This is a genomic window from Streptomyces griseicoloratus, assembly GCF_014534645.1.
Lineage (GTDB): Bacteria > Actinomycetota > Actinomycetes > Streptomycetales > Streptomycetaceae > Streptomyces > Streptomyces griseicoloratus.
Genome location: NZ_JACVQF010000198.1, coordinates 40,293 through 61,775, shown reverse-complemented (window position 1 = coordinate 61,775; position 21,483 = coordinate 40,293). Strand labels below are relative to the sequence as shown.

Annotated in this window: 8 protein-coding genes and 1 pseudogene; 1 reads left to right on the top strand and 8 read right to left on the bottom strand. The window is 74.4% G+C overall.

Translation table 11 applies throughout. The annotated features are described in order from the left end of the window. Nucleotides 1–18 precede the first annotated feature (18 nt). The 8 genes and pseudogenes from H0H10_RS18970 to H0H10_RS40040 form a co-directional block, all read right to left on the bottom strand. Nucleotides 19–1,251, bottom strand: coding sequence for an MDR family MFS transporter (locus tag H0H10_RS18970; RefSeq protein WP_188182193.1), 1,233 nt, complete (start codon nt 1,249–1,251; stop codon nt 19–21). Continuing rightward, entirely contained in the window at nt 1,248–3,035 is a 1,788-nt protein-coding gene (locus H0H10_RS18965; protein WP_188182192.1) for an ABC transporter permease subunit, read from the bottom strand. The genes H0H10_RS18970 and H0H10_RS18965 overlap by 4 nt, the downstream gene beginning before the upstream one ends. 3 nt (nt 3,036–3,038) lie before the next feature. After that, on the bottom strand, nt 3,039–4,544 hold the full coding sequence (locus H0H10_RS18960) for an ABC transporter substrate-binding protein (RefSeq protein ID WP_188182191.1): 1,506 nt from the start codon (nt 4,542–4,544) through the stop codon (nt 3,039–3,041). A 106-nt stretch (nt 4,545–4,650) separates the two neighbouring features. Continuing rightward, on the bottom strand, nt 4,651–5,121 hold the full coding sequence (locus H0H10_RS18955; RefSeq protein ID WP_223180110.1) for a GNAT family N-acetyltransferase: 471 nt from the start codon (nt 5,119–5,121) through the stop codon (nt 4,651–4,653). Nucleotides 5,122–5,275: 154 nt separating this feature from the next. Continuing rightward, a complete protein-coding gene (locus H0H10_RS18950; protein ID WP_188182189.1) occupies nt 5,276–6,361 on the bottom strand; it encodes a DEAD/DEAH box helicase in 1,086 nt (361 codons plus the stop codon). Further along, a complete protein-coding gene (gene drmB, locus H0H10_RS18945) occupies nt 6,358–8,208 on the bottom strand; it encodes an MrfA Zn-binding domain-containing protein (protein ID WP_188182188.1) in 1,851 nt (616 codons plus the stop codon). The genes H0H10_RS18950 and drmB overlap by 4 nt, the downstream gene beginning before the upstream one ends. Continuing rightward, nucleotides 8,205–11,342, bottom strand: a pseudogene (locus tag H0H10_RS18940) (helicase-related protein). The gene drmB and the pseudogene H0H10_RS18940 overlap by 4 nt, the downstream one beginning before the upstream one ends. A 66-nt stretch (nt 11,343–11,408) precedes the next feature. Next, nucleotides 11,409–14,942 carry a sigma-70 family RNA polymerase sigma factor gene (locus H0H10_RS40040; RefSeq protein WP_309141837.1) on the bottom strand — a complete coding sequence of 1,178 codons (3,534 nt, stop codon included), beginning with the start codon at nt 14,940–14,942 and terminating at the stop codon, nt 11,409–11,411. A 214-nt stretch (nt 14,943–15,156) separates the two neighbouring features. Between H0H10_RS40040 and H0H10_RS18930 the strand changes: the two genes are divergently transcribed. Further along, nucleotides 15,157–21,453 carry a protein kinase domain-containing protein gene (locus H0H10_RS18930; RefSeq protein ID WP_188182187.1) on the top strand — a complete coding sequence of 2,099 codons (6,297 nt, stop codon included), beginning with the start codon at nt 15,157–15,159 and terminating at the stop codon, nt 21,451–21,453. The last annotated feature ends 30 nt before the right edge of the window (nt 21,454–21,483 follow it).

Here is a 21,483-nt window from a genome sequence, read left to right as displayed (position 1 = left end):
GGTCCGCGTCCCCGTCCCTCAGTGACGGCGCGGCAGCAGTCCGGCCGCCGCCAGCGGTACGGCGGCCAGGACGAGCCACGGCGCGGCCGGCGGCAGGCCGCTGTCCAGCAGGGATCCGGTGACCGAGCTGCCGAGCAGCACGATGAGCCCGGACACCGAGGACAGCGCCCCCGTGTACAACCCGAGCCGCCCGTCCTCGGCGAGGTCGGGCACCCAGGCGCGGGCGACGGGGGCGACGAGCATCTGGCCGAGGGTCAGCAGGACGACGAACCCGGCGGCGGGCGCCAGCCCGGCACCCCCCGTCCACCCGGCGGGCCGGGCGAGCGCGACGAGCGTGAACCCGGCCCCGATCAGCACCAGCCCGGCCGCCATCGACCGGCGCAGCGACAGCCGCTCCCCCGCCCACCGGGTGACGGGCAACTGCGCCGTCACCACCAGCAGCGAGGACAGCGCGAACAGCCAGGCCAGCGGCGCCTGGGAGCCCGCGGCCCGCTCCACCTCGGCGGGCAGGGCGAGGTAGAGCTGGTTGTAGGCGAGCAGGTAGGCGCCGTACGCACAGCACAGCGCCAGGAACCGGCGGTTGCGCAGCAGCAGCCGCGCCCCGCCCTTCACCCGGGTGCGGGCCCGCCCGGGGATGTGCTGGGGCAGCAGCCGCGCGTGCCCGGCGAGGACGAGCACGAAGACGCCGGCGCCGGCCAGACAGGCCGTACGGAAGTCCACCGCCAGCAGCAGCGCGCCCAGCAGCGGCCCGATGAAGGCCCCGGCCTGACCGGCGACGGTGAACAGCGCGAGGACCCGCGTCCGGGGCCCGCCGCCCGCCTCCTCCCACGCCACGGCCTGCCGGGCGACCTCGGACTCGACGGCCGGCGAGAACAGCGCGGCGGCGAACCCGATGAGCAGCACGGCACCGACGACCGCCCAGGTCCGCCCGGCGTACCCGAGCCACACGAACCCGGCGATGCGCAGCACGCATCCGGCGAGCACGACGGGCCGGATGCCGTACCGGTCGGCCAGCGCCCCGCCGACCACGAACAGCCCCTGCTGGCTGAAGGTGCGCAGCCCGAGCACGAACCCGACCAGCCAGCCCGCCATGCCCATGCCCTGTCCGAGGTGTTCGGAGAGGAAGGGCAGGACGGCGAAGAAGCCGATGTTGAAGGCGAGCTGGGTGAGGACGAGCAGCCGCAGCAGCGGGGAGAGCGGCCTGCGTCCGGATGCCTTCGCGAGGCACCCGGCCGAGGGCGGCGCGGTCATCGGGAGGCCACCGGCTCTCTCCTTTCGGCGGGCTCCTCCCGGACGACGGCCGACGCACGCGCGCGCCGTCGGGGCCGGCGCAGTCCGCCCGCCGCGGTGACGGCCAGCGCGCCGAGCAGGGCGAGGACGGCGGCGGGGGCGAGGACCGCCCAGGGGGCGCGTTCGGCGTAGGGCTGGTTCTCGGCGAGCAGCAGGCCCCACTCGGGGGACGGCGGCTGGGCGCCCAGGCCGAGGAAGCCGAGCGAGGCGAGCGCGAGGGCGACGCCGGGCAGGCGCAGCAGGGCGTGCCGGACGACCGGCGGCAGCACGGCGGGCAGCAGTTCGTGGCGCAGCAGGTACCAGCGGCCGGCGCCCAGTCCCCGGGTGGCCGTCACGTGCAGCGTGGCGCGTTCCTGCCGCAGCAGCGCCGAGGTGTGGGCGGCGAGCGGCGCCCAGGCGACGGCGGCGACGGCGAACGCGGGGGTGGCCGGACCGCTGCCGGCGACCGCGGTGACGAGGAGGGCGGCGAGTACGGGCGGCACGGCGTTGACGGTGTCGACGAGCGGCCCGGACACCCGGGGTACGAGACCCAGCACCACGCCCGTCAGGAGCGCGGCGGCGCTGATGGCGAGGGCGAGCAGCAGGGTGTCGAGGGCACCGTGGCCGACCCGGGCGAGCAGGTCGCGGCCGAGGGCGTCGGTGCCGAAGGGGTGGTCGAAGGAGGGCGCCCGGAGCCGGTCGCCGGTGTGCACGGCGAGCGGATCGCGGGGCAGTCCGAATCCGACGACGGCGAGCAGGACGGCACCGTAGAGCAGGGGCGGCACCGTCCGGGCCGGCGGCGTGGGCCGGTGCAGCGAGGACAGGGCGCCGTCGCGCGGGGCGGGCCCGGTGAGCAGGCGGGCGGCGAGGCGGGTGGCGCCGGTGGCCAGGGCGGCGAGCAGGACGAGGGCGAGGGTGCCGGTCTGCAGGACGGGCAGGTCCTGGGCGAGGGCGGCCTGGAGGGTGGTGCGGCCGAGGCCCGGGATGTCGAAGATCTGCTCCACGGCGACGGCCCCGCCGGTCAGTCCGACGGCGAACAGGCCGAGGTTGGGCAGCAGCGCGGGCAGACAGCGCCGCAGCGCCTGGCGGGCGATCCGCCGGCCGGTCAGTCCGCGGGCGGCGGCGGCCAGGGCCCAGGGCTCGCCGAAGGCGCCGGGCAGCAGATCGTCGAGCAGCCGTCCGATCAGGGCTCCGGCGGGCAGCCCGAGGGCGAGCGCGGGCAGCACCGTCCACCGCGGCCCGTACCAGCCGAGGGCGGGCAGCCAGCCGAGCTGGACGCCGACCACGGTGGCGAGGACGGAGGCGACGAGGAACTCGGGCAGCGCGGCGACGACGGCGGAGCCCGAGCCGGCGCGCCGCCGTCCGCCGAGCCGCCGCCGTGCCCCCAGCCGGAGCGTACGGGCGCAGACGAGCCCGGCGGTGACGGCGGCGACGACGAGCGCCGCGGCCATCAGCAGCAGCGAGGCGCCGAGAGCCCGCAGCACGTCGGGCAGGACGTCGGAGCCGGAGATCCACGACTGCCCGGCGTCACCGCGGGCCAGCCCGCCCAGCCACCGGGTGAGCAGGTGCAGCGGCCCGTCGTCGAGGCCGAGTTGTGCACGGATGCCGGCGAGCACCTCGGGCGACGGGTCGCGCTCCGCCGACCGGGCCTTGAGGACGGTCAGCGCGGGGTCGGTCCGCGTGAGCCGGGGCAGCAGACCGATCCCGCACACCAGCCCGGCCGCGAGGACGACCCGCCACACGACCGTGGCCACCTGCTGCCGCATGGCTCAGCGCCGTGTGCCGGTGCCGACGAGGGTGCGCTCGTACGGGTCGAGGATCACGCCCTGTACGCCGGCGGCGACACCGGTGATGATCCGCTGGTGCACGAGGGGCACGACGGCGTCGCTGCCGAGGACCCGGGCCTCGGCGGCCATGGCGGCGTCCTGCCGCTCACCGCTGTCGGCGGTCTTCTCGGCCTCGGCGACGGCGCGGTCGGCGTCCTTGTCGCAGAGCTGGGCGATGTTGAAGCCGCCGTCGCAGGTGTAGTCACTGGCGAGGACGGCGACGGGGTCGCCGGTGTCGAGGAGGGTGTTGCGGGCGAGCACGAACGCGTCGAACTTCCCCTCCAGGGCGTCGCTCTCCAGCCGCGAGTACTCGCGGACGGTGAGCTTCACCTTGAAGCCCGCCTTCTCCAGCTGCTGCTTGACGACCTGGGCCACCTCGGGCAGCTCGGGCCGGTTGTCGTAGGTGGCGAGGGTGACGGTGTCGCCGGCGGCCCGGCCGGCCGCGGCGCGTCCGACGGGCTCGGTCCGCTTGCCCTCGGCCCAGGTGACGGCGGGCCCGTAGATGCCGGCGCCGGGGTCGGCGTACCCCTCGTACACGTCCTCGGCGAGGACGGAGGTGTCGACGGCGGCACGGGCGGCGGCCCGCAGTCCGGCGTCCTTGAACGTCCCCTTGGAGGTGTTGAGCAGCAGGCTGGTGGTCCGGGTGGTGGCGGTGTCCCGCCGGGTGTCCTTCTCCAGGGTCGCCGCCTGGGCGACGGGGACGGCCTCGGCGATGTCGAGCTCGCCGGTCCGCAGGGCGTTGGCGCGGGCGGTGCCGTCGGCGATGAAGCGGGCGTCGACGCCGGCGGCCTGGGCGCGTCCGCCCCAGTACTCGTCGAACCGGTCGAGGGTGGCGGAGGTGGCCCCGTTCACCTTGGTGATCTCGAAGGGGCCGGTGGCGGTGCCGACGGGGTCGACGCGGCCGCTCTTGCCGTACGCCTTGGCGGAGAGGACGGCGAGGCTGGGGCTGGACAGCCGCAGGGGCAGGACGGGGTCGGGCTCGGTCGTGGTGACGCGCAGCGTCCGGTCGCCGTCGGCCTTGGCGGTGATGGTCACGCCGGAGAGGGCGGCGGGCACGGGCTCGGCCTCGGTGGCGTGGGTGAGGGAGTCGGCCACGGCGGCCGGGGTGACCTCGGTGCCGTCCTGGAAGGTGGCGTCGCGCAGCGTGAACTCCCAGGTCTTCTCGCCGTCCCGCCGCCAGGACTCGGCGAGCGCGGGGGCGGCGGAGCCGTTGGCGTCGAGCGCGGTGAGGCCCTCGGTGACGCCGAGCCGGCTGAGCAGGGTGGCGTCGGCGCCGTAGGGCGACAGGTTCTCGGCGGGCGGGAAGGCGAGGGCGACGCGGAGCCGGGAGCCGTCACCGTCCTTGGCGCCGGAGCCGGAGTTGCTGCCGCCGCCGGAGGCGAAGCAGCCGGACATCAGCGGGAGGAGCAGGAGCGGGGCGAGCAGCCGGGAGCGGCGGTGGGAGCGCATGGTCCTCGGTTCGGTGCGGGTGGGGGTGGATCGGGGCGCGGCGGCGCCAGGGGCGTACGGGTGCGGGGAAACGGCAGCCTATATGAAAACCGTTTCCATGATCCAGTCACCCCATCGGCACGTCGAAGTGCACGATCCCCTGCCCGCCGCCGGCGTCCTCGCGCTCGTCGTGCACGACCTTGGCGAGGGACCGCCAGAACGGCTCGGCACCGGTGACGGCCGGGTCGGTGTGCAGGTACACGGCCCGGTATCCGCCGTCGGCGGCGGCGAAGGCCAGCAGCTCCTCGACGAGCCGCCGGGCCAGCCCCCGCCGGCGGTGTTCGGGCCGCACGTACACGCGCCGCAGCTGCGCGGTCGCCCCGGAGGGGTAGCGCTCGGCGACGTGCCGGGGGTTCGGCGGATGCGCCGGTCCGCGGGAGTCGAGCGCACCGGTGGCGACGACGTCCCCGCCCCCGTCCACGGCGACGAGCAGGGTGTGCCGGGCCGGCTCCAGATACGCACCGGCCGGGTCGATGATGTCGCCGTGCCAGCGGGGCACGTACCCCGTGCCGAACTCGTGGTAGACGGTGTCGAGCATCACGGCTCGGGCGCCGTCGAGGTCTTCCCGGGTGGCGGTCCTGATGCTGTAGTCGCGGTGGTGCACTTGCGCATCATATGCATTAAGCCCCTGAGCCGATCATGCGGGTGGGAGCCGCTGGAAGCCCGGCGGTACCGGCGCGAGCGCGCTCGGCTCAGCCCCGCTGCAGCTCCCTGCTGCTCACCTGTGCCAGAAGGGGCGGCTCCGACTCGCCCTCGTAGCCGAGGTGGAGTTCGTGACGGGCTCTGGTGGCGAGGACGTAGTAGCTCATGCGCAGGGCGGCGGAGGTGGGGTCCGCCGCCGCGTCGTGGTGCGTGTCGGGGATGACGACCGTGTCGAAGTCGAGGCCCTTGGCGCTGGCGCGGTGGACGATCACGATGCCGGGGCGCCCCAGATCGAGCGTGCGGTACTGGCCGCCCTTGGCCTCGGACGTGTAGAGCTGCGGCCGCAGGCGCGGCGCCCGGCGCTGGAGGCTGCCCAGCAGGGAGAACTGGGTGTGCCGGGAGCCCGCGATGACGCCGATGCGCTTGCGGGGGTGTGCCTGTGCCAGCAGGATCAGCAGGTCCGCGGCGCCCCGCTCGGGGAACCTGTGCAGACGCGGCACCGGCCCCTGTCGCCCGGGCGGATCCGGCAGGCAGGCGCCGGTGTGGAAATGGGCGGCGAAGGCCGCGATCTGCCGGGTGTTGCGATGGTTGCCGTCGACGTCGTGGCGCGTGCACCTGCCCAGGTTGCGGGCGATCTCCGCGAGCGTGGAGTTGGTGTCCGTGAGCCGCTGGCACTCGTCCGCGAACACGGTCGTCCGGGCCTGCAGCATGCGGCAGAGCAGGTAGAACTCGGGAGGCAGGTCCTGCCCCTCGTCGACGACCAGGGCCGGTGCGGGGGCCGGGTCCGTCCCGGCGGCCCGGTCGAAGAGGGCGTTCCAGTCGTACCAGCCGTCGCCCCGGCCCGGCGGTCGGGCCCCGTACCACTCGGTGAGCCACCCGTGGGCCGTGGCGACACGGACCGGGCGGTCGGACGGCCCGAGTGCGCGGGCGACACCGGCGAGCGACTGGCGCAGCAGGTTGGAGCGGGTCAGCAGGGTCACGGGGGTGCCGGTGAGCGCGAGCATCACGGCCCGCTGGACGGCGAGGATGCTCTTGCCGCTGCCGGGCGGCCCGCTGACCAGGTGGTTGCCCTCGAACGGCAGGCCGTCGAGGGCGGCGCGCTGGGACGGCGTGAGATCCAGGTACGTGACGGTCACTGCTGCTCCAGGGCGCGGGCCGCGGCGGCACGCGCCGCGGTGACGATCGGTTCCAGGTAGCCGGGCACCTGGTCACCACCGACGACGAGGGCTCGGTCGAGCAGGGTGTTGCCGGTCTCGCAGCTGGTCTCGGGCAACAGGGCGCAGGCGTGGCAGGCAGCGCGGTTGAGGTTGCCGAAGCCCTGGCCGGTGTGCTCCGCGCAGAGCGGGTCGGCCGAGCACCAGGCGGCGGCCTCGGTCATGCGCAGCAGTGTCTCCGCCAGCCGCGGGGGCTCGCCCTGGCGGACCAGGCCGCCGAGGGTGCCCTCGGCATCGCCTGCGGCGGTGTAGACGAGGATGCCGTACTGGTCCTGCTCGGGGCGCGCGTAGATCCGTTCGCGCAGGCTCGCCGTGGTGTATCCGGACTCGAAGGAGAGCTGGCGGATCAGCAGGTGCGCGAGTGTGTGCAGCAGGACGAAGCGGGGCGCGAGCTCCGTGCCGGTCAGGGCCTCCAGCCGGTCCCGCTGGAAGGAGCGGTCCAGGTCCGCCCGCAGGCCGGCGACCCGCTGCCGCACGTTCCGGTCGGCCTCCCAGGCCGCCAGTCCGGCCGGGTCCAGGGTGAGGAAGACGCCCTCGCCGAAGACCTCCACGGCCGGCAGCCACTTCAGCCGCCGGGAGGTGTCCGCGGGGACGACGGTGGCGTCCGGGGAGACCCGGGTGAAGCCGGACAGGGCGCGCACCTCGCGGAGCCGGTCGGCGAGGACGATCCGCCCGAAGCGGCGGCCGAGCTCGGCCCACGGGCCGGCGGTCTCCCCGGCCGTGCCGAGGGTGGTCTCGCGCAGCGCGAAGTCCCGGGTGGCCGGCGGGACGGGTGCCGTGAAGGCGGCCCACTCCTCGCGGCTGAGGTCGGGGCGGGCGGGGGCGGCCCCGGACGACGGCGTGCCCGTGGGGGCCTGCCCGGTCTCCTCGGCGATCAGCGCGTCCAGGAGGGCGTCGTCGGCGCCGGTGTCCTCCTGGATCATCGTGCGGAACACCGTGGCGCGGGGCGTGTCGGCGACCCGGCACAGGGAGACCCACAGGTCGTGTTCCCGCACCCTGGCCGCGAGGGCCTCGTCGGCGTGGGCGGCCGGTACGTCGGTCTCGGGGATGTCGAGTGCCGAGTGGACGACCGGGTAGTAGAGGTTGCCGGCCGTGCGCTGCACGATCTGCACCGGCCGGGGACACTCCACCCGCTCGTCGGCCCGCTGCCAGGGGTTGCGCCCCGGGCAGCGCATGCCGTGCGTGCCGAGGACGTCGAGCAGGTCCCGGGACGCGCCGCAGCCCTTGGCAGTGCAGACGACGGAGAGCGCCTCCAGGCCGGAGGCCCGCTCGGACACCACGAAGCGCAGCCTGTCGCGTTCCTCGCACCGCCGCCGTTCACCGGCGTCGCGCCGGGAGTGCGCCCAGAACCACCAGTCGACGTCGCCGAGGTGCCCGGCCTGGCAGATCTGCACGAACCGCATGGGCGCCAGTGTCCGGGCGGGCGAGCAGGACGGGCAGCGCGGCGGCTGCCCGGGCTTCTCGTCCGCGATCCGCCAGCGCTTCATCCGGCGGCAGGAGCCGCAGAACAGCCAGGAGGGGAAGCGGATGTACGGCGCCCCGGGGGCGTCGGGGACGTCGAAGCGGTCGTTGGCCGTCGCGGGTGCGGCATAGAAGCCGGTGACGCCCAGCCGGGAGGCGAGGCGGGCGGACTCGATCCGCTGCCTGCCCCTGGCCGGCCAGTCTCCGATGCCGGTGGCGACGAAGGACTCGCCCTGGATGTCGAAGACGGCGCCGACGCCGAACGGCACCACCGTCTGCGACTGGCGTACCCGCAGTGTGCGGCTCACAGGTCGGCTCCCTTCACCGTCACCTGGCACTCCCGGTCCACGTTGCGCATGGAGTTCGGTGTCTCCCACAGGCCGTGGTTCTGCTCGAAGCTCTTGATCAGGTTGGACTGGCCCTTGCCCTGGCTGCGGTAGTACAGCTCCCGGCCGTCCTTGCGGGCCTCGCGCGCCGCGTCCTCCCAGTCGGCGATCAGACCCGCGAGTTCCTTGCGCACCGCGTCACCCGCCGCGGGTTCGGCGGCCTCGGCACGCGCGGCGAGCTGCTCGGCGATCGCCTCGACCTCGGGGAGGCGGTCCAGGACGTGCCCGGCCTGGTTCTCGGCGGCGAGGCCGAGCCGGTGCCGGACGAGCACGACGAGCGCGGCGTGCAGGGCGCGCCGCCGGGACGGCACGGACCAGGGGGTCACGCTGGTCGGTTCGACGTGCCGGTAGAGGGAGCGGTGGTACACGTCGAAGGTCTCGTAGTGCGAACGGTCCCTGGGCCGGGTGGCGTTGAAGAACGTCACGACGAGTCCGGGGACGGTGTGCCGGCCCACGCGGCTGGTGGCCTGGATGTACTCGGCGGTGGTCTTGGGCTGGCCCTGCATCAGCATCAGCGCGAGCCGCTTGACGTCGACGCCGACGGACAGCATGTTCGTGCAGGGCAGGAAGGACACCGACCGCGGGTCGTCCCAGCTCTTCTCCAGCCGGTCCAGCAGGACGGGCTGCTCGGCGCGCGGCAGGTTGCTGGTGAGCTCCTGGACCTGGTGGTCCGTCAGCGCTCGTACGCCGTTGCCGGCGTCGAGCCCGGCGAGCTGGGCGGGGATGTCGTCGGCCGCGGCCGTGACGGTGCGGCCGAGCTCGCGCAGGCTGTGGTGGTAGGCGACCAGGGTCCAGTAGTCGTCCCGGTGCTCCTCGGGCAGTTCCCACGCGCCCTGGAGCAGCGCGGCGGCGGTGGCCACGGCGGCGCGGCCGGCCGTGTGACCCTGGGCCATGACTCCCAGGTAGCGGCGGCCGGGCCTGGAGGTGTCCGGTTCCGCGAAGTAGGAGTGGCGGGCATCGAGTCCGGCCGGCGGGAAGAGCTGCACTCCCCCGCCGTACAGGGCGCGGACCTGTTCGCCGGAGCGGCGGATGGTGGCCGTGGACGCCACCACCTTGGGGCCGGTCCCGTCGGGCCCGGTGCACAGCCCGAGGACGGCCGACTCCTACAGGCCGACGGTGGTGCCGAGCGGGCCGGTGAGCAGGTGCAACTCGTCCTGGATGACGAGCGACGGCGGCAGGTTCCCCGTGCCGTCCTCGCCGCCCGCGCCGAACAGCCGTCCCGCGCGCGGTTCCCAGGCGAGCCGGGCGAACTTGTCCACGGTGCCGAGGACGAACGTCGGGGGCCGGTCGTAGAGCGCCTCGTCCACCACGGCGACGGGCAGTTCGTCGTGGAACACGCACTCGTCCCTCGGGCAGAAGAACGCGAAGGAGCCGGCCGTGGCACGCACGCCGTAGTCGCCGATGTCGGGCGACTTGTGGGCGGGCAGGATGCGGGTGCCGCACCACGGGCACCGGTCCAGGATGAAGACGTCGTCGGGCTGGGCGGCCCGGCGTGCGTCCTCGAAGGCCGTGCGGGCCTTCTCGTACGTGTTCGGGGTGGTGGTCTCGCCCACCCACAGGCCGATGGAGAACGGCTCCTCGCCGTACGCCGCCGGATCGGCGCGCCGCAGCGTCTCCAGTGCGCAGACGGTGGTGGCGGCGCGCTGGAACTGCTGGGTGGTGAGCAGGCTGAGGGTGTACCGGCTGAGCACGGCCGTGCCCCCGCCGGCCGGCCCGGTACGCCGCAGCACCATGGCGAAGGCGGCCAGCAGCAGGTACGCCTCCGTCTTGCCACCGCCGGTCGGGAACCAGATCAGGTCGGTCACGGACCGGTCCGGGTGCCCCGGGTCGGCCGTGCCGTCCACGGCGAGCAGGAAGAAGGCGAGCTGGAAGGGACGCCAGGTGGCCTCCGGGTGCGGCTCGGGAGCGGGCGGTACGGCGTCCCGGCGGGCGCGCCGGGTGCCGGCCAGGTCGGGTGCGGAGTGGCGCATCTGCAGGGCCATGGCGCGGTTGGCGGCGCGGAAGGCGTGCAGCAGCTCGGGGCGGCGCGGGTCGCAGAGGGTGCGGACGCCGGACTCCATGCGGGTGACGGCGGTGCGGATCCGGTCCAGGATGCGTGCGGCGGCTTCGCGCCCCCACTCGGGGACGTCCTCGTCGAGCTGTCCGACGTACCACGCCCGGTAGTCGGCGGCGAACTCCGTCAGCTCCTCCCGGAGCTGCTCCGCCGGGACGTCCGGGTCGGCGAGGTGGAGCAGGTTGAGCACCGGTGCCCCGCTGAGCCCCGAGGCCCGTACGCCGGTGACCTCGGCCTCCGGCATGACGGCCGCGCTCAGCTCGGTCACCCGTTCCCCGGTGTCGTCGTACCGTTCCGCGACCGCGCATCCGTGGCCGACGGCGTGCGTGCGCACATGCCGGTACTGCAGGCGCAGCTCCTGCTCCTCCGGGTCGCGGCTGGCCAGACGCACGCTCGGGTACTGGAGCACCCTGCCGTCCACGGGCCGGGCCCGCAGCTCCGCCTGGAACAGCATCCGGTCCCAGTGGGCGGCCCTGCCGAGTCCGGGCTCGTGGCGAGCGGCGTTGACGAGGGCGACGGTGACGAGCCGGCCGGTGCCGAAGGCGCGGCGCCGGACGCGGAGTTCCGCACGCCCGTCCAAAACGGTGACCTGGTCGTCGTCCGGGGTGAGCCGGTGGGTCTCGGCGGGCAGCGGGATCCGCTGCCAGCTCCGGCCGCGCTCGCTGGTGCCGGCGCGGGTCTCGTAGCGGGCGGCGGAGCAGCTGATCTCCACGGTGTCCGCATCGGTGAAGAAGCTGAAGCCGAGGGAGGAGGGCAGCCAGGAGTTGGACTCGGGAACGGGGTCGGTGGCGGGCGCGGTGTCCTCCGCGCGGCCCTCCGTACCGGCGCCCTCCAGTTCCTCGGCGGCCGCGTCCAGCCGGCGCTGGAGGTCGGCCTCCTGCGGGTAGAGCGTGCCCATGAGGTACTGCCGGTCGGGCGGGGCGTCGAGCGTCTCGTGGTCGCCGCCGGCCGGACCGACGAGCTGCCGTCGGAGGTAGGAGACGAGTTCCTGTCGGGGATCCATGCTGTTCCTGGTGGTCGGGGCTGTGACGGGCTCGGACGGGCCGGCACCGGACGGCGGGTGTGCGGGTCAGGACCTGCGCCAGCGGTCCCGGAGCGAGGTGCGGTTCTGGGCCGCCTCCTGCGCCGCGGCGAGCTGCGCCCGGACGTCACCGAGCTGCCTCTGCAGTTCGGTGACGCGGAGCCAGGCGTCGTGCTCGCTCTGCGCGATGCGCCGGGCCGCCTGCTGCTCGGCCTCCTCGGCGCGCCGGCGGGCCGCCTCGACGAACAGGTCCCGTTGCGCGACGGCCGCCTCGGCCTTGTGGAGTCCGGTCTCCAGTTCGGCCACCAGCGCCCCGGCCGCACGTTCACGCTCGGCGGCGGTCGCCTCGGCCTGCCGCAGCCGCGACTCCAGGTCCCTGATGCGGGCCTCGGCGCCGTCGCGGTACTCGTGCAGCCGCTGCTCGAGTTCGTGCACCCGCTGCTCCGTGCCGGCCGCCCGGCGGGCGGCCTCCTCGGCGTGTTCGGCCCTGCGCAGCACCGTCTCGTACGCCTCGCGGTGCTGCTCCTTCAGACGCCTCAAGTGCTCCTCGGACTGGCGCCGCACATGCCTCTCGCGCCGTTCCCGCGATCGGTCGGCGCGGTTCAGCAGCGCCTCTTCCAGTGCGTCGAGCTGTCGTTCGCCCTCCGCGCGGACGGCCGCGAGACGCGCCTCGGCGGCGTGCCGCTCCTCCCGCAGCCGGCGTTCGTGTTCCTCCGCCAGCTCGGCGAGCGCGGCCTCGTGCCGGGCGCGGACCTCGGCGAGCAGTCTGTCGGCGTCGACCGCCGGCTCTTCCGCCGCGGGCTCTTCCGCCGGCGGCGGTGCGGCCGGTGCCGGACGGGCCTGCGCAGCGGGCGCCGCCGGTTCCCCGGCCCCGCGGTCGCCGTCGTCACCGTCGTCGCCGGGCACGGGCTCGGTCCGTTCCGCGTGTGCCTCGACGAACTCCCGCAGGGCGTCCCGGACGGCGAGGCCCGACTCGGCCACCACGAGGGGCTTCGCGGCCAGGTACGCCCGGGGACTGGCCCCGGCCAGCGCCTCGGCAGGCCGCTCGAAGAACTGCTCGGGCCTCAGGCCCAGCTCCTTGACCGCGTCGAAGACGCCCCGGAGTGCTTCCAGGGCCCTGACCACCTGCCGGTCGAGCATGCCCCGTTGCCGCGCGGCCCGCACCACGGCGTCCGCGGCGGACGCACCGAGCAGCAGGGACAGCTGCGGGTGCCCCAGGGCCAGCAGCGCGTACTCCGCGAGCCAGGCCACGCCACCGCCCAGGGGCGGTTGCGCCAGCTTCAGGGCCCTGTCCCAGTCGGCGGCGGCGGTCCGCGGTGCTCCCACCCCGGGTGAGGGCGCTGCGGGAGCGTCGGCCGCCCTCTGCGGTTCCCTGCGGGTCTCCTGCGCGTCGTCCACCCGCTCCGGCTCCCGCGGGAGGGACGGCGCCGCGGTGCGGAACTCCCGGAGCGCGTCGCGCACGGCCAGTCGCGACTCGCCGTGCACCAGCGGCCGGCTCGCGAGGTAGGTACGGGGAGTCTGCCCACCGAGCGCCTCTGCGGGCCGGTCGAAGAAGTCCTCGGGGCGCAGACCCGCCTCGGCGACGTTGTCGAAGACGCGGCGCAGCACTTCGAGTGCCGTCAGCACCTGACGGTCCGCTGGTTCCCGGTCACGGGCGACACGCACCACCGCGTCGGCCGCCGGCCGTCCGAGGATCACCACCAGGGCCTCGTGCCCCATGGCGGCGAGCGCGTACTCGGCGAGCCGGCCCTGGCCGGACAGCTCCCCGGCCAGCCGACGGGCCCGGTCCCAGTCCGCCGGGGCCACGGCCGGAGCCGTCGCTCCAGCCCTCTCGCCCGCGGCCGCGTCGGGCGAGAGGGCGGCCGGAGAGGACGGTGCGCCCGGGGTGGCCGGGGATGACGGGGTAGCAGGGGAGACCGGGGGCGCCGCGGTGTCTGGGGTGGCCGAGTACGACGGGGTGCCCGAGGACGAGCGGATGCCCGAGGGCTGGATGACCGGGGACTCCGGGGGCCTCGGGGACGCCGGAGCCGCCGGAGACGACGGGGCTGCCCCAGTGGCCGGAGACGACGGGGTGGCCGGAGTGCGGTCCGTGGGCCGGGTCCTGGTGCCGTCGGCGTGGGCGGGCTTGGCCCGGACGGCGGCACCGTCCCGCTCCGTGCGCGCCGGCACGGCCTCCACACCGAAGACGCGAGCCCTGCGCAACCGCTCCTCCAACTCGGGCCGCAGCTTGCGCTCCAGCTGCCGGATGCGCTCGCGACTGACTCCGAACTCCCGGCCCACCTCGTCCAGCGTCGACGGATCGTCTCCGTCGAGTCCCAGACGGCGTACGAGAATCCGGTGGTCACGGCCGGTGAACGTGTTCACCACGGCCATGATCTCCTGCACGTGCATGGCGCCCAGCACCTCGCGCTCCACCGAGGGCAGCGGCCGGGCCCGTTCGACGAAGTCGGCGAGGGTCGCCCCGTCGCCGACGACCCGGTCGAGCGAGTCGGTCCGACGGCTCAGCCTGCGGATCTCCTCGACCTTCGGCAGGCTCAGGTCGCAGGCCACCGCCACGTCCGCCGCGGTCGCCGGCCGGCCCTGTGCGGCAAGACTCCGCTCGGCGTTCGCGACCTTGCGCATCTGCTCGTGCATGTGGACGGGGATGCGGATGAGAGCACCCTCGTCCGCGATGGCGCGGGTGATCGACTGCCGGACCCACCAGGTGGCATACGTGGAGAACTTGTTGCCCATCCGCGGGTCGAACTTCCGCGCCGCCCGCATCAGGCCGATGACACCGTGCTGGAACAGGTCCTCGTAGTCCAGGCCCTGTTCCACCATGGTCCGGGCCAGTGAGTGCACCAGTCCCTGGTTGTGGACGACCAGGCAGTCCCGGGCACGGATCCGCAGGTCGTTCCTCGGCAGCGACTTCAGTTCCTCCTCGTCGGGCTCCCGGGCGATCCGCTGCGGCCCGCCCCGTACGAGGACGGCCAGTCCCACCTCGGCCTCGGGGCTCAGCAGCCGTTTGCCGGGCCGCCGCTCGAAGCGGTCCGCCTCCAGCACGGCCAGTGCGGCCGCGACGGCGTCGGCCAGGTCGCCGCCCGCCGCTCCGGCCGCGTCGTCCGCCGTGGCCGTCACGGTGGCCCGGGGCGCCTCGGCGGCACTGTCCGCGGCCGGCTCCACCCTGGCGCCGGCCCGGAGCCGGGCGGCTTCCCTGTCGTCGAGCCCCGCGAGCCGTACGACCCCCTCGACCGCCCGGGACGGTACGTGCCCGGAGGCGTCGGCGTACCGCGCGAGAAGGGCCCGCGCCGCCGCGATACGTGGGGTCACATGTCTTTCATTTTCACGTACAACCTTTTCACCGGCGCGCGGGTCGTCCTCAGCGTGCACAGGCAATTCCCGCACGAGCAGGCCGAGCCGGGCCAGCTCGTCGCGCAACCGGTCCCGTTCGTCGCCGCTCAGGGCGAGGGCGCTCACCCCCTGAAGGAACTCGCGCTCCGGCACGACGCCGTCGACCGCCACCTGCCGCAATCGCGTCAGCAGTTCACCCAGCGCCGCCCGCGACACAGGTGCGCCGGACTCCCCTGCCCGTCGACGCCCCACGACCTCCACCCCCACCCCGATGACGCGTCAGACACTAGCGCGGCACGTTGACAACGTCAACGGATCGCATCTCTACCGGAGGCATCGTCAATCGTGTACGGTGCCACGGGATTCAGTCTCCTGACATGGCGTCAACGGAGTGCCGGGAGGGCCCACCGAGGGGGCAGGCGGGTGCCTGACCCGGGGGCGTCGAAGTGAGGGAAGTGGGGCGGCCGTGGGCCAGGAGCTGATCGATGGCAGGTTCCGAGTCGGACAGGTCGTCGGCAAGGGCAGCATGGGGGAGGTCCACCGGGCCGAGGACCTGCTGGCCCCCGAGGGCGGCGCCGGACGCCTGGTGGCCGTCAAGACGATCCTGCGCCGTCGCACGGGCGCTCTGATCGACACCGGCGCGGACACCAAGGCGGTGGAGCGCTTCGCGCGCGAGGTCCGCATCATGCGCCGCCTGGAGCACCCCAACCTCACCCGGCTCGTCGCCGGCGGGGTCGACGAGGACGCCGGACTGCCGTACCTGGCGATGGAGTTCCTGGACGGTGAGACGCTGCGCGACCTCGTCGAGGAGGAGAGCCGGCTGCCCCTGTCCTGGGTGGCCGCGATCGGCGCCCAGATCGCCGACGGCCTCTGCGCGGCGCACGCGGCCGGCGTCGTGCACCGCGACCTGAAACCCGCGAACGTCATGCTGACGCGCGGCGGAACCGTCAAGATCCTCGACTTCGGCATGGGCCGCATCGTCGACGACCCGGACGAGGCGCGACTGACCAGCACCGGCGTCAGCGTCGGCACCGCCCGGTACATGGCACCCGAGCAGTTCGAGGCCCGCCGGGTCACCCAGGCCGCCGACCTGTACGCGCTCGGCTGTGTGCTCTACGAGATGCTCGTCGCCGTACCGCCCTTCACCGGCGAGTCGCCCTTCGAACTCGCCCGCAGGCACCTGGAGGCCGAGCCGGCCCCCCTCGGCGTCATCCGCGGTGAGATCCCCGCCGAGCTGGTCCGTCTCGTCGGCCGGCTGCTGGCGAAGGACCCGGCCGACCGTCCGGCGAGCGCGGCCGAGGTCCGCGACGCCCTGCACCCGCTGGCCGTCCGGGACGCGGACACGCCCCTGCTGCCCCACTGGAGCGCCCTCGACCCGACGCGGCCCCTGGCCGCCGCAGGCGCCCACGCCGGCGCCGCCCCGCCCGGGCCGGCCCCGCGGCCGGCGCCGGTCACCGCCTCCGGCACGGCGATGGACGTGTTCGGGGTGCACCGCGCGCTCATCAAGGACTACCGGGACTTCACCGAGGGCGGCACCGTCATCCGCGACGACCGCATCGCCGCGTTCGTGGAGAAGGACCTCGACGACAAGTCGCAGTGGCCCGACCCCTGGCTGTCGCTCAACCCGTTCTTCCAGAGCGGCGGCACGGTCGCCGAGCTGGTCGGGGAGAAAGTGCTGCACCCGGAGTGCGCCCGCATCTTCCAGGCCGGCAAGACGGAGGGCGGCACGGTTCCGGACGGCCGGCCGCTCACCCTCCACCGCCACCAGCGCGAGGCCATCGACGCCGCCGCGCGCGGTGTCTCGTACGTGCTGACGACCGGCACCGGTTCCGGCAAGTCGCTCGCCTACATCGTCCCGATCGTCAACCGCGTCCTGCACGAGCGGGACGCGGAGGGCCCCGGGGCCGGCAAACGCGTCCGCGCCATCATCGTCTACCCGATGAACGCGCTGGCCAACAGCCAGCTCAAGGAGCTGGAGAAGTACCTCCGCGACGGCTACGGCGACGGCCGCGAGCCGGTGACCTTCGCGCGCTACACGGGCCAGGAGGACGACGAGAAGCGCCGCCGGATCCGCGACAACCCGCCGGACATCCTGCTCACCAACTACGTGATGCTGGAGCTGATGCTGACCCGGCCCGCCGACCGGGCCGGCCTCATCACCATGGCCAGGGGACTGGAGTTCCTGGTCCTCGACGAACTGCACACCTACCGCGGCCGTCAGGGCGCCGACGTCGCCCTGCTGGTCCGCCGGGTCCGGGAGGCCTGCCGGGCACCCGGCGTGCAGTGCATCGGCACCTCGGCCACCATGTCGTCCGAGGGCACCGTCGAGGACCGGAAGAAGGCCGTCGCGGACGTGGCGAGCAGACTGTTCGGCACGACGGTCGACCCCGGGGACGTCATCGGCGAGACGCTGGTGCGCGCGACCGACGAGGCGCCCGGCACCGTCCCCGCCGAGCGCCTGACCTCGCCGGCCGCGCCACGCGCGTACGCCGACCTGGTGCGCGACCCGCTGGCCCGCTGGATCGAGACGCGCTTCGGCCTGGCCACGGACGAGGCGACGGGCCGGCTGGTGCGCCGGCGGCCCACGACGATCGCCATGGCGGCGCGCGAGCTGGCGGAGCTGTCGGGGGTCTCCAGGGAGGACTGCGCGAGGGCCGTCGAGGCGACGCTGGAGGCCGGCTCGCAGGCCCGGCACCCGGTCACCGGCCGCCCGCTGTTCGCGTTCCGGCTGCACCAGTTCCTCTCCAAGGGCGACACCGTGTACGTCACCCTGGAGGACAAGCTCTCCCGCCACCTCACCCGCTCCTACCAGCTTCAGCAGCCCGGCAGCGGGGGCAAGCTGCTGATGCCGCTCGCCTTCTGCCGGGAGTGCGGCCAGGAGTATCTGACCGTCTGGCGCACCGAGAAGGACGGCGAGGTCCGCTACGAGGCCCGCCGGGACACCTCCGCCACGGGCGGGCGCCAGGGCGACGGCTACCTGTTCGTCGACCAGGAACGGCCCTGGCCCGCCGACGTCCGGTACGCCGTCGGCGACCGGCGGCTGCCCGAGTCCTGGCTGGAGCTCGACGACGGGGGTCAGGAGGTCGTCCGGAAGACGTACCGCGACCGGGTGCCGCGCGCCGTCACGGTGGACCCGCTCGGACACGAGGGCCGGGGCGGGCTGCGGGCCGCGTTCATCCCGTCCCCGTTCCTGTTCTGCCTGCACTGCGGGGTGACCTACGAGCAGACCCGCGGCCGGGACTTCGCGAAGCTCGCGACGCTGGACCAGGAGGGCCGCTCCTCGGCGACCTCGCTCATCTCCGCCTCCGTGGTGCGGTCCCTGAAGTCCGTGCCGGAGCAGGCTCTGGACAAGGAGGCCCGCAAGCTCCTGACCTTCGTCGACAACCGTCAGGACGCCGCCCTCCAGGCCGGTCACTTCAACGACTTCGTCCAGATCACCCAGCTGCGCGGGGCCCTGTACCGGGCGGCGCTGGAGGCGGGCGACGACGGCCTCACACACGAGGAGCTGGCCTCCGCGGTGACGAACGCGCTCGCGATCGCCCCAGGGGACTACACCGGCGACGCCGACCAGCCCCCGTCGCTCGCCCGCGCCGCGGCCAGGACGCTGCGCGACGTGGTCGCGTTCCGGCTCTACCTCGACCTGGAGCGCGGCTGGCGCATCACCATGCCGAACCTGGAGCAGACGGGTCTGCTGGAGATCGACTACGCGGACCTGCAGTGGGTCGCGCGGAGGCAGGACCGCTGGGCGCGCACCCACGCGGCGCTGCGGAACGCCGACCCGGCGCTGCGGGCGGAGATCGCGAAGGCGCTGCTCGACGAGATGCGCCGCTCCCTCGCCATCGACGTGTCGTACTTCCGCGACGACTTCGACGTGTTGCAGCGGGCCAGCGAGGAGCGGCTGGTGGACCCGTGGGTGCTGTCGGCCTCCGACCGGCCGCGCGTCGGCACGGCCTACCCGCACCCGTCGACGGGCCGGGGACTGGACCGCTCCGGCCTGTTCCTGTCGGCCCGCGGCAAGTTCGGCAAGTACCTCAGACGCACCGACGCCTCGTTCCGGGACCTGTCCGCCGACGACCTCCAGCTCGTCATCGCGGAACTGCTGACGGTCCTGGCCACGGACGGGCTGGTGAAGGAGGTGTCCGAGGCCCCGCAGCGCGCGGGCCGCCACCCCAGGACCGCCACCGGGCCGAGGACCGGGTACCGGGTGGCGGCTCAGTCGCTGGTCTGGCGTGCCGGCAAGGGCGAGACGGGCACGCACGACCCGTTGACGCGCACCTACCCCGGCGGCGACGGCCCACGGGTCAACACGTTCTTCCGCGACCTGTACAAGGAGGCGGCGAGCGCGCTGTCCGGCCTGTTCGCCCGCGAGCACACCGCCCAGGTCGCCCCGGAGGAGCGGGAGCGGCGCGAGGAGGCCTTCCGCAGGGCGGATCTGAAGCTGCTGTACTGCTCCCCCACCATGGAACTGGGCGTCGACATCTCCTCCCTCAACGCGGTGATGATGCGCAACGTCCCGCCCACTCCCGCCAACTACGCCCAGCGTTCCGGGCGCGCGGGCCGCAGCGGCCGGCCCGCGCTGGTGACGACGTACTGCGCGACGGGCAACAGCCACGACCAGTACTACTTCCGCCGCTCGGAGCGGATGGTGGCGGGCGCGGTGGCCCCGCCCCGCCTGGACCTCGCCAACGAGGACCTGGTCCTGTCGCACCTCCAGGGCATCTGGATGGCCGAGGCCGGTCTGAAGCTCGGCCGCGCGATACCCGACGTCCTGGACGTGTCCTATCCGGACACCGGCGACCGCCCCGACCCCGCGCTGGAGCTGCTGCCCGGCATCCTCGACGCGTCCCTGGACGAGAGCGCGCAGCACCGCACGGTGGACGCGGCGCTCCGGGTGCTCGGCCCCCTGCTGCCCGGCTTCGCCGCCGAGACGACGTGGTGGCACGACGACTGGATCCAGGACCGGGTGCGCACGGTGCCCCAGCGGTTCGACCGGGCCTTCGACCGGTGGCGTCAGCTGTTCCGCGCCGCGCTCGACGACCAGTACGTCCAGAACCGGCGGCGCCTGGACTACAGCCTCACCGAGAGCGACCGCAACCGGGCCAACGCCCGCCGCCGCGAGGCGGAGACGCAGCTGAACCTGCTGATGAACGAGAGCGTCGACAGCAAGTCGGTGCTGTCGGACTTCAACCCCTACCGGTACCTGGCCTCCGAGGGCTTCCTGCCCGGCTACAGCTTCCCGCGCCTGCCGCTGGCCGCGTACGTCCCGACCGGCGGCCGCCGCCGGGGGGACGGCGACTACCTCCAGCGGCCCCGCTTCCTCGCCATCCGCGAGTTCGGGCCCGGGGCGCTCATCTACCACGAGGGCGCCCGCTACCAGGTGACCCGCATCCAGCTGCCGCCGGACTCCTCCGGCGACCTGGCGACCAGCGAGGCCCGCCGCTGCGCGCACTGCGGCTACCACCACGACCCGGCCGAACGCCAGGACCGCTGCCAGTTGTGCGACGAGCCGCTCGGCGCGGCGACCCACGGGCTGCTCCAGCTGCACACCGTGTACACCACGCGCCGCGAGCGGATCTCCTCCGACGAGGAGGAGCGCCGCCGTGCCGGTTTCCGGCTGGAGACGTCGTACCGCTTCCAGGACCACGGTACCCGCAGGGGCCGCCTCGACGCGTCCGTCACGGACGCCTCGGGCGCCCCGCTCGCCGGCCTGGCGTACGGCGACTCGGCGACCGTCCGGATCACCAACCTGGGCCGGGTGCGGGCCAAGAAGGACGAGCCGGACGGCTACTGGCTCGACCTCGCCGACGGCCGCTGGATGAACGACAGGGACGCCGCCGAGGCCTCCGGCGACTTCGGCGAACTGCCCGTGGTCGGCGAGGACGGCACGGAGCGGCGCCGCAGGAAGCGGGTCATCCCGTACGTGGAGGACCGCCGCAACATCCTCGTCCTCTCCCTCGCCGAGGCCCTGCCCGAGCCGGAGGCGCTGTCCCTGATGTACGCGCTGGAGCGGGGCATCGAGGCCGCGTTCGAGCTGGAGGACGCCGAGCTGTCCAGCGAGCTGCTGCCGCCGGACGGCGGACCGCGGGGCCGGTTCCTGTTCATGGAGGCCGCCGAGGGCGGCGCGGGCGTGCTGCGCCGTCTCCAGGCCGAGCCGGACGCCCTGGCGAAGGCCGCCCGGTACGCGCTGTCGATCTGCCACTTCGACGAGGACGGCACCGACCTGGGCGGACCGCACCCGGACCGCCCCTGCGCGCTCGGCTGCTACGAGTGCCTGCTGACGTACGGCAACCAGCTCGACCACGCCCTGATCGACCGCCATGCCGCCCGGCACCCGCTGGTGCGGTTCGCCTCGGCGACGGCGCGGGGCGCGGCACGCGGTGAGTCGCGGTCGGAGCAGTACCGCCGGCTGCTCGACCGGGTTCCGGCCGCACCGACACCGGTCGAGACCTCGGCCGCCGGGCCGGCCGCCCACGGTGACTTCCTGGGCTGGGCGAAGGCCCGGGGACTGAACCTGCCGGACGAGGCGGGACCGTTCCTGACCGAGGCGAACGCCCGGCCCGACTTCGTGTACCGGCTGCCCGGCGGAAACGTGGCCGTCTTCGTGGACATGCCCGGCACGGAGCAGGACGCCCTGCGGGACGAGGACGCCGAGGACCGTCTCTTCAACGCGAGCTGGGACGTCGTCCGCTTCCCGCACGACGCCGACTGGGACGCCATCGCCGCCGCCAGCGCCCGCTACTTCGGCACTCCGGCCGCCAACTGACCACTTTCTGCTGAGGACTCGACGACACAC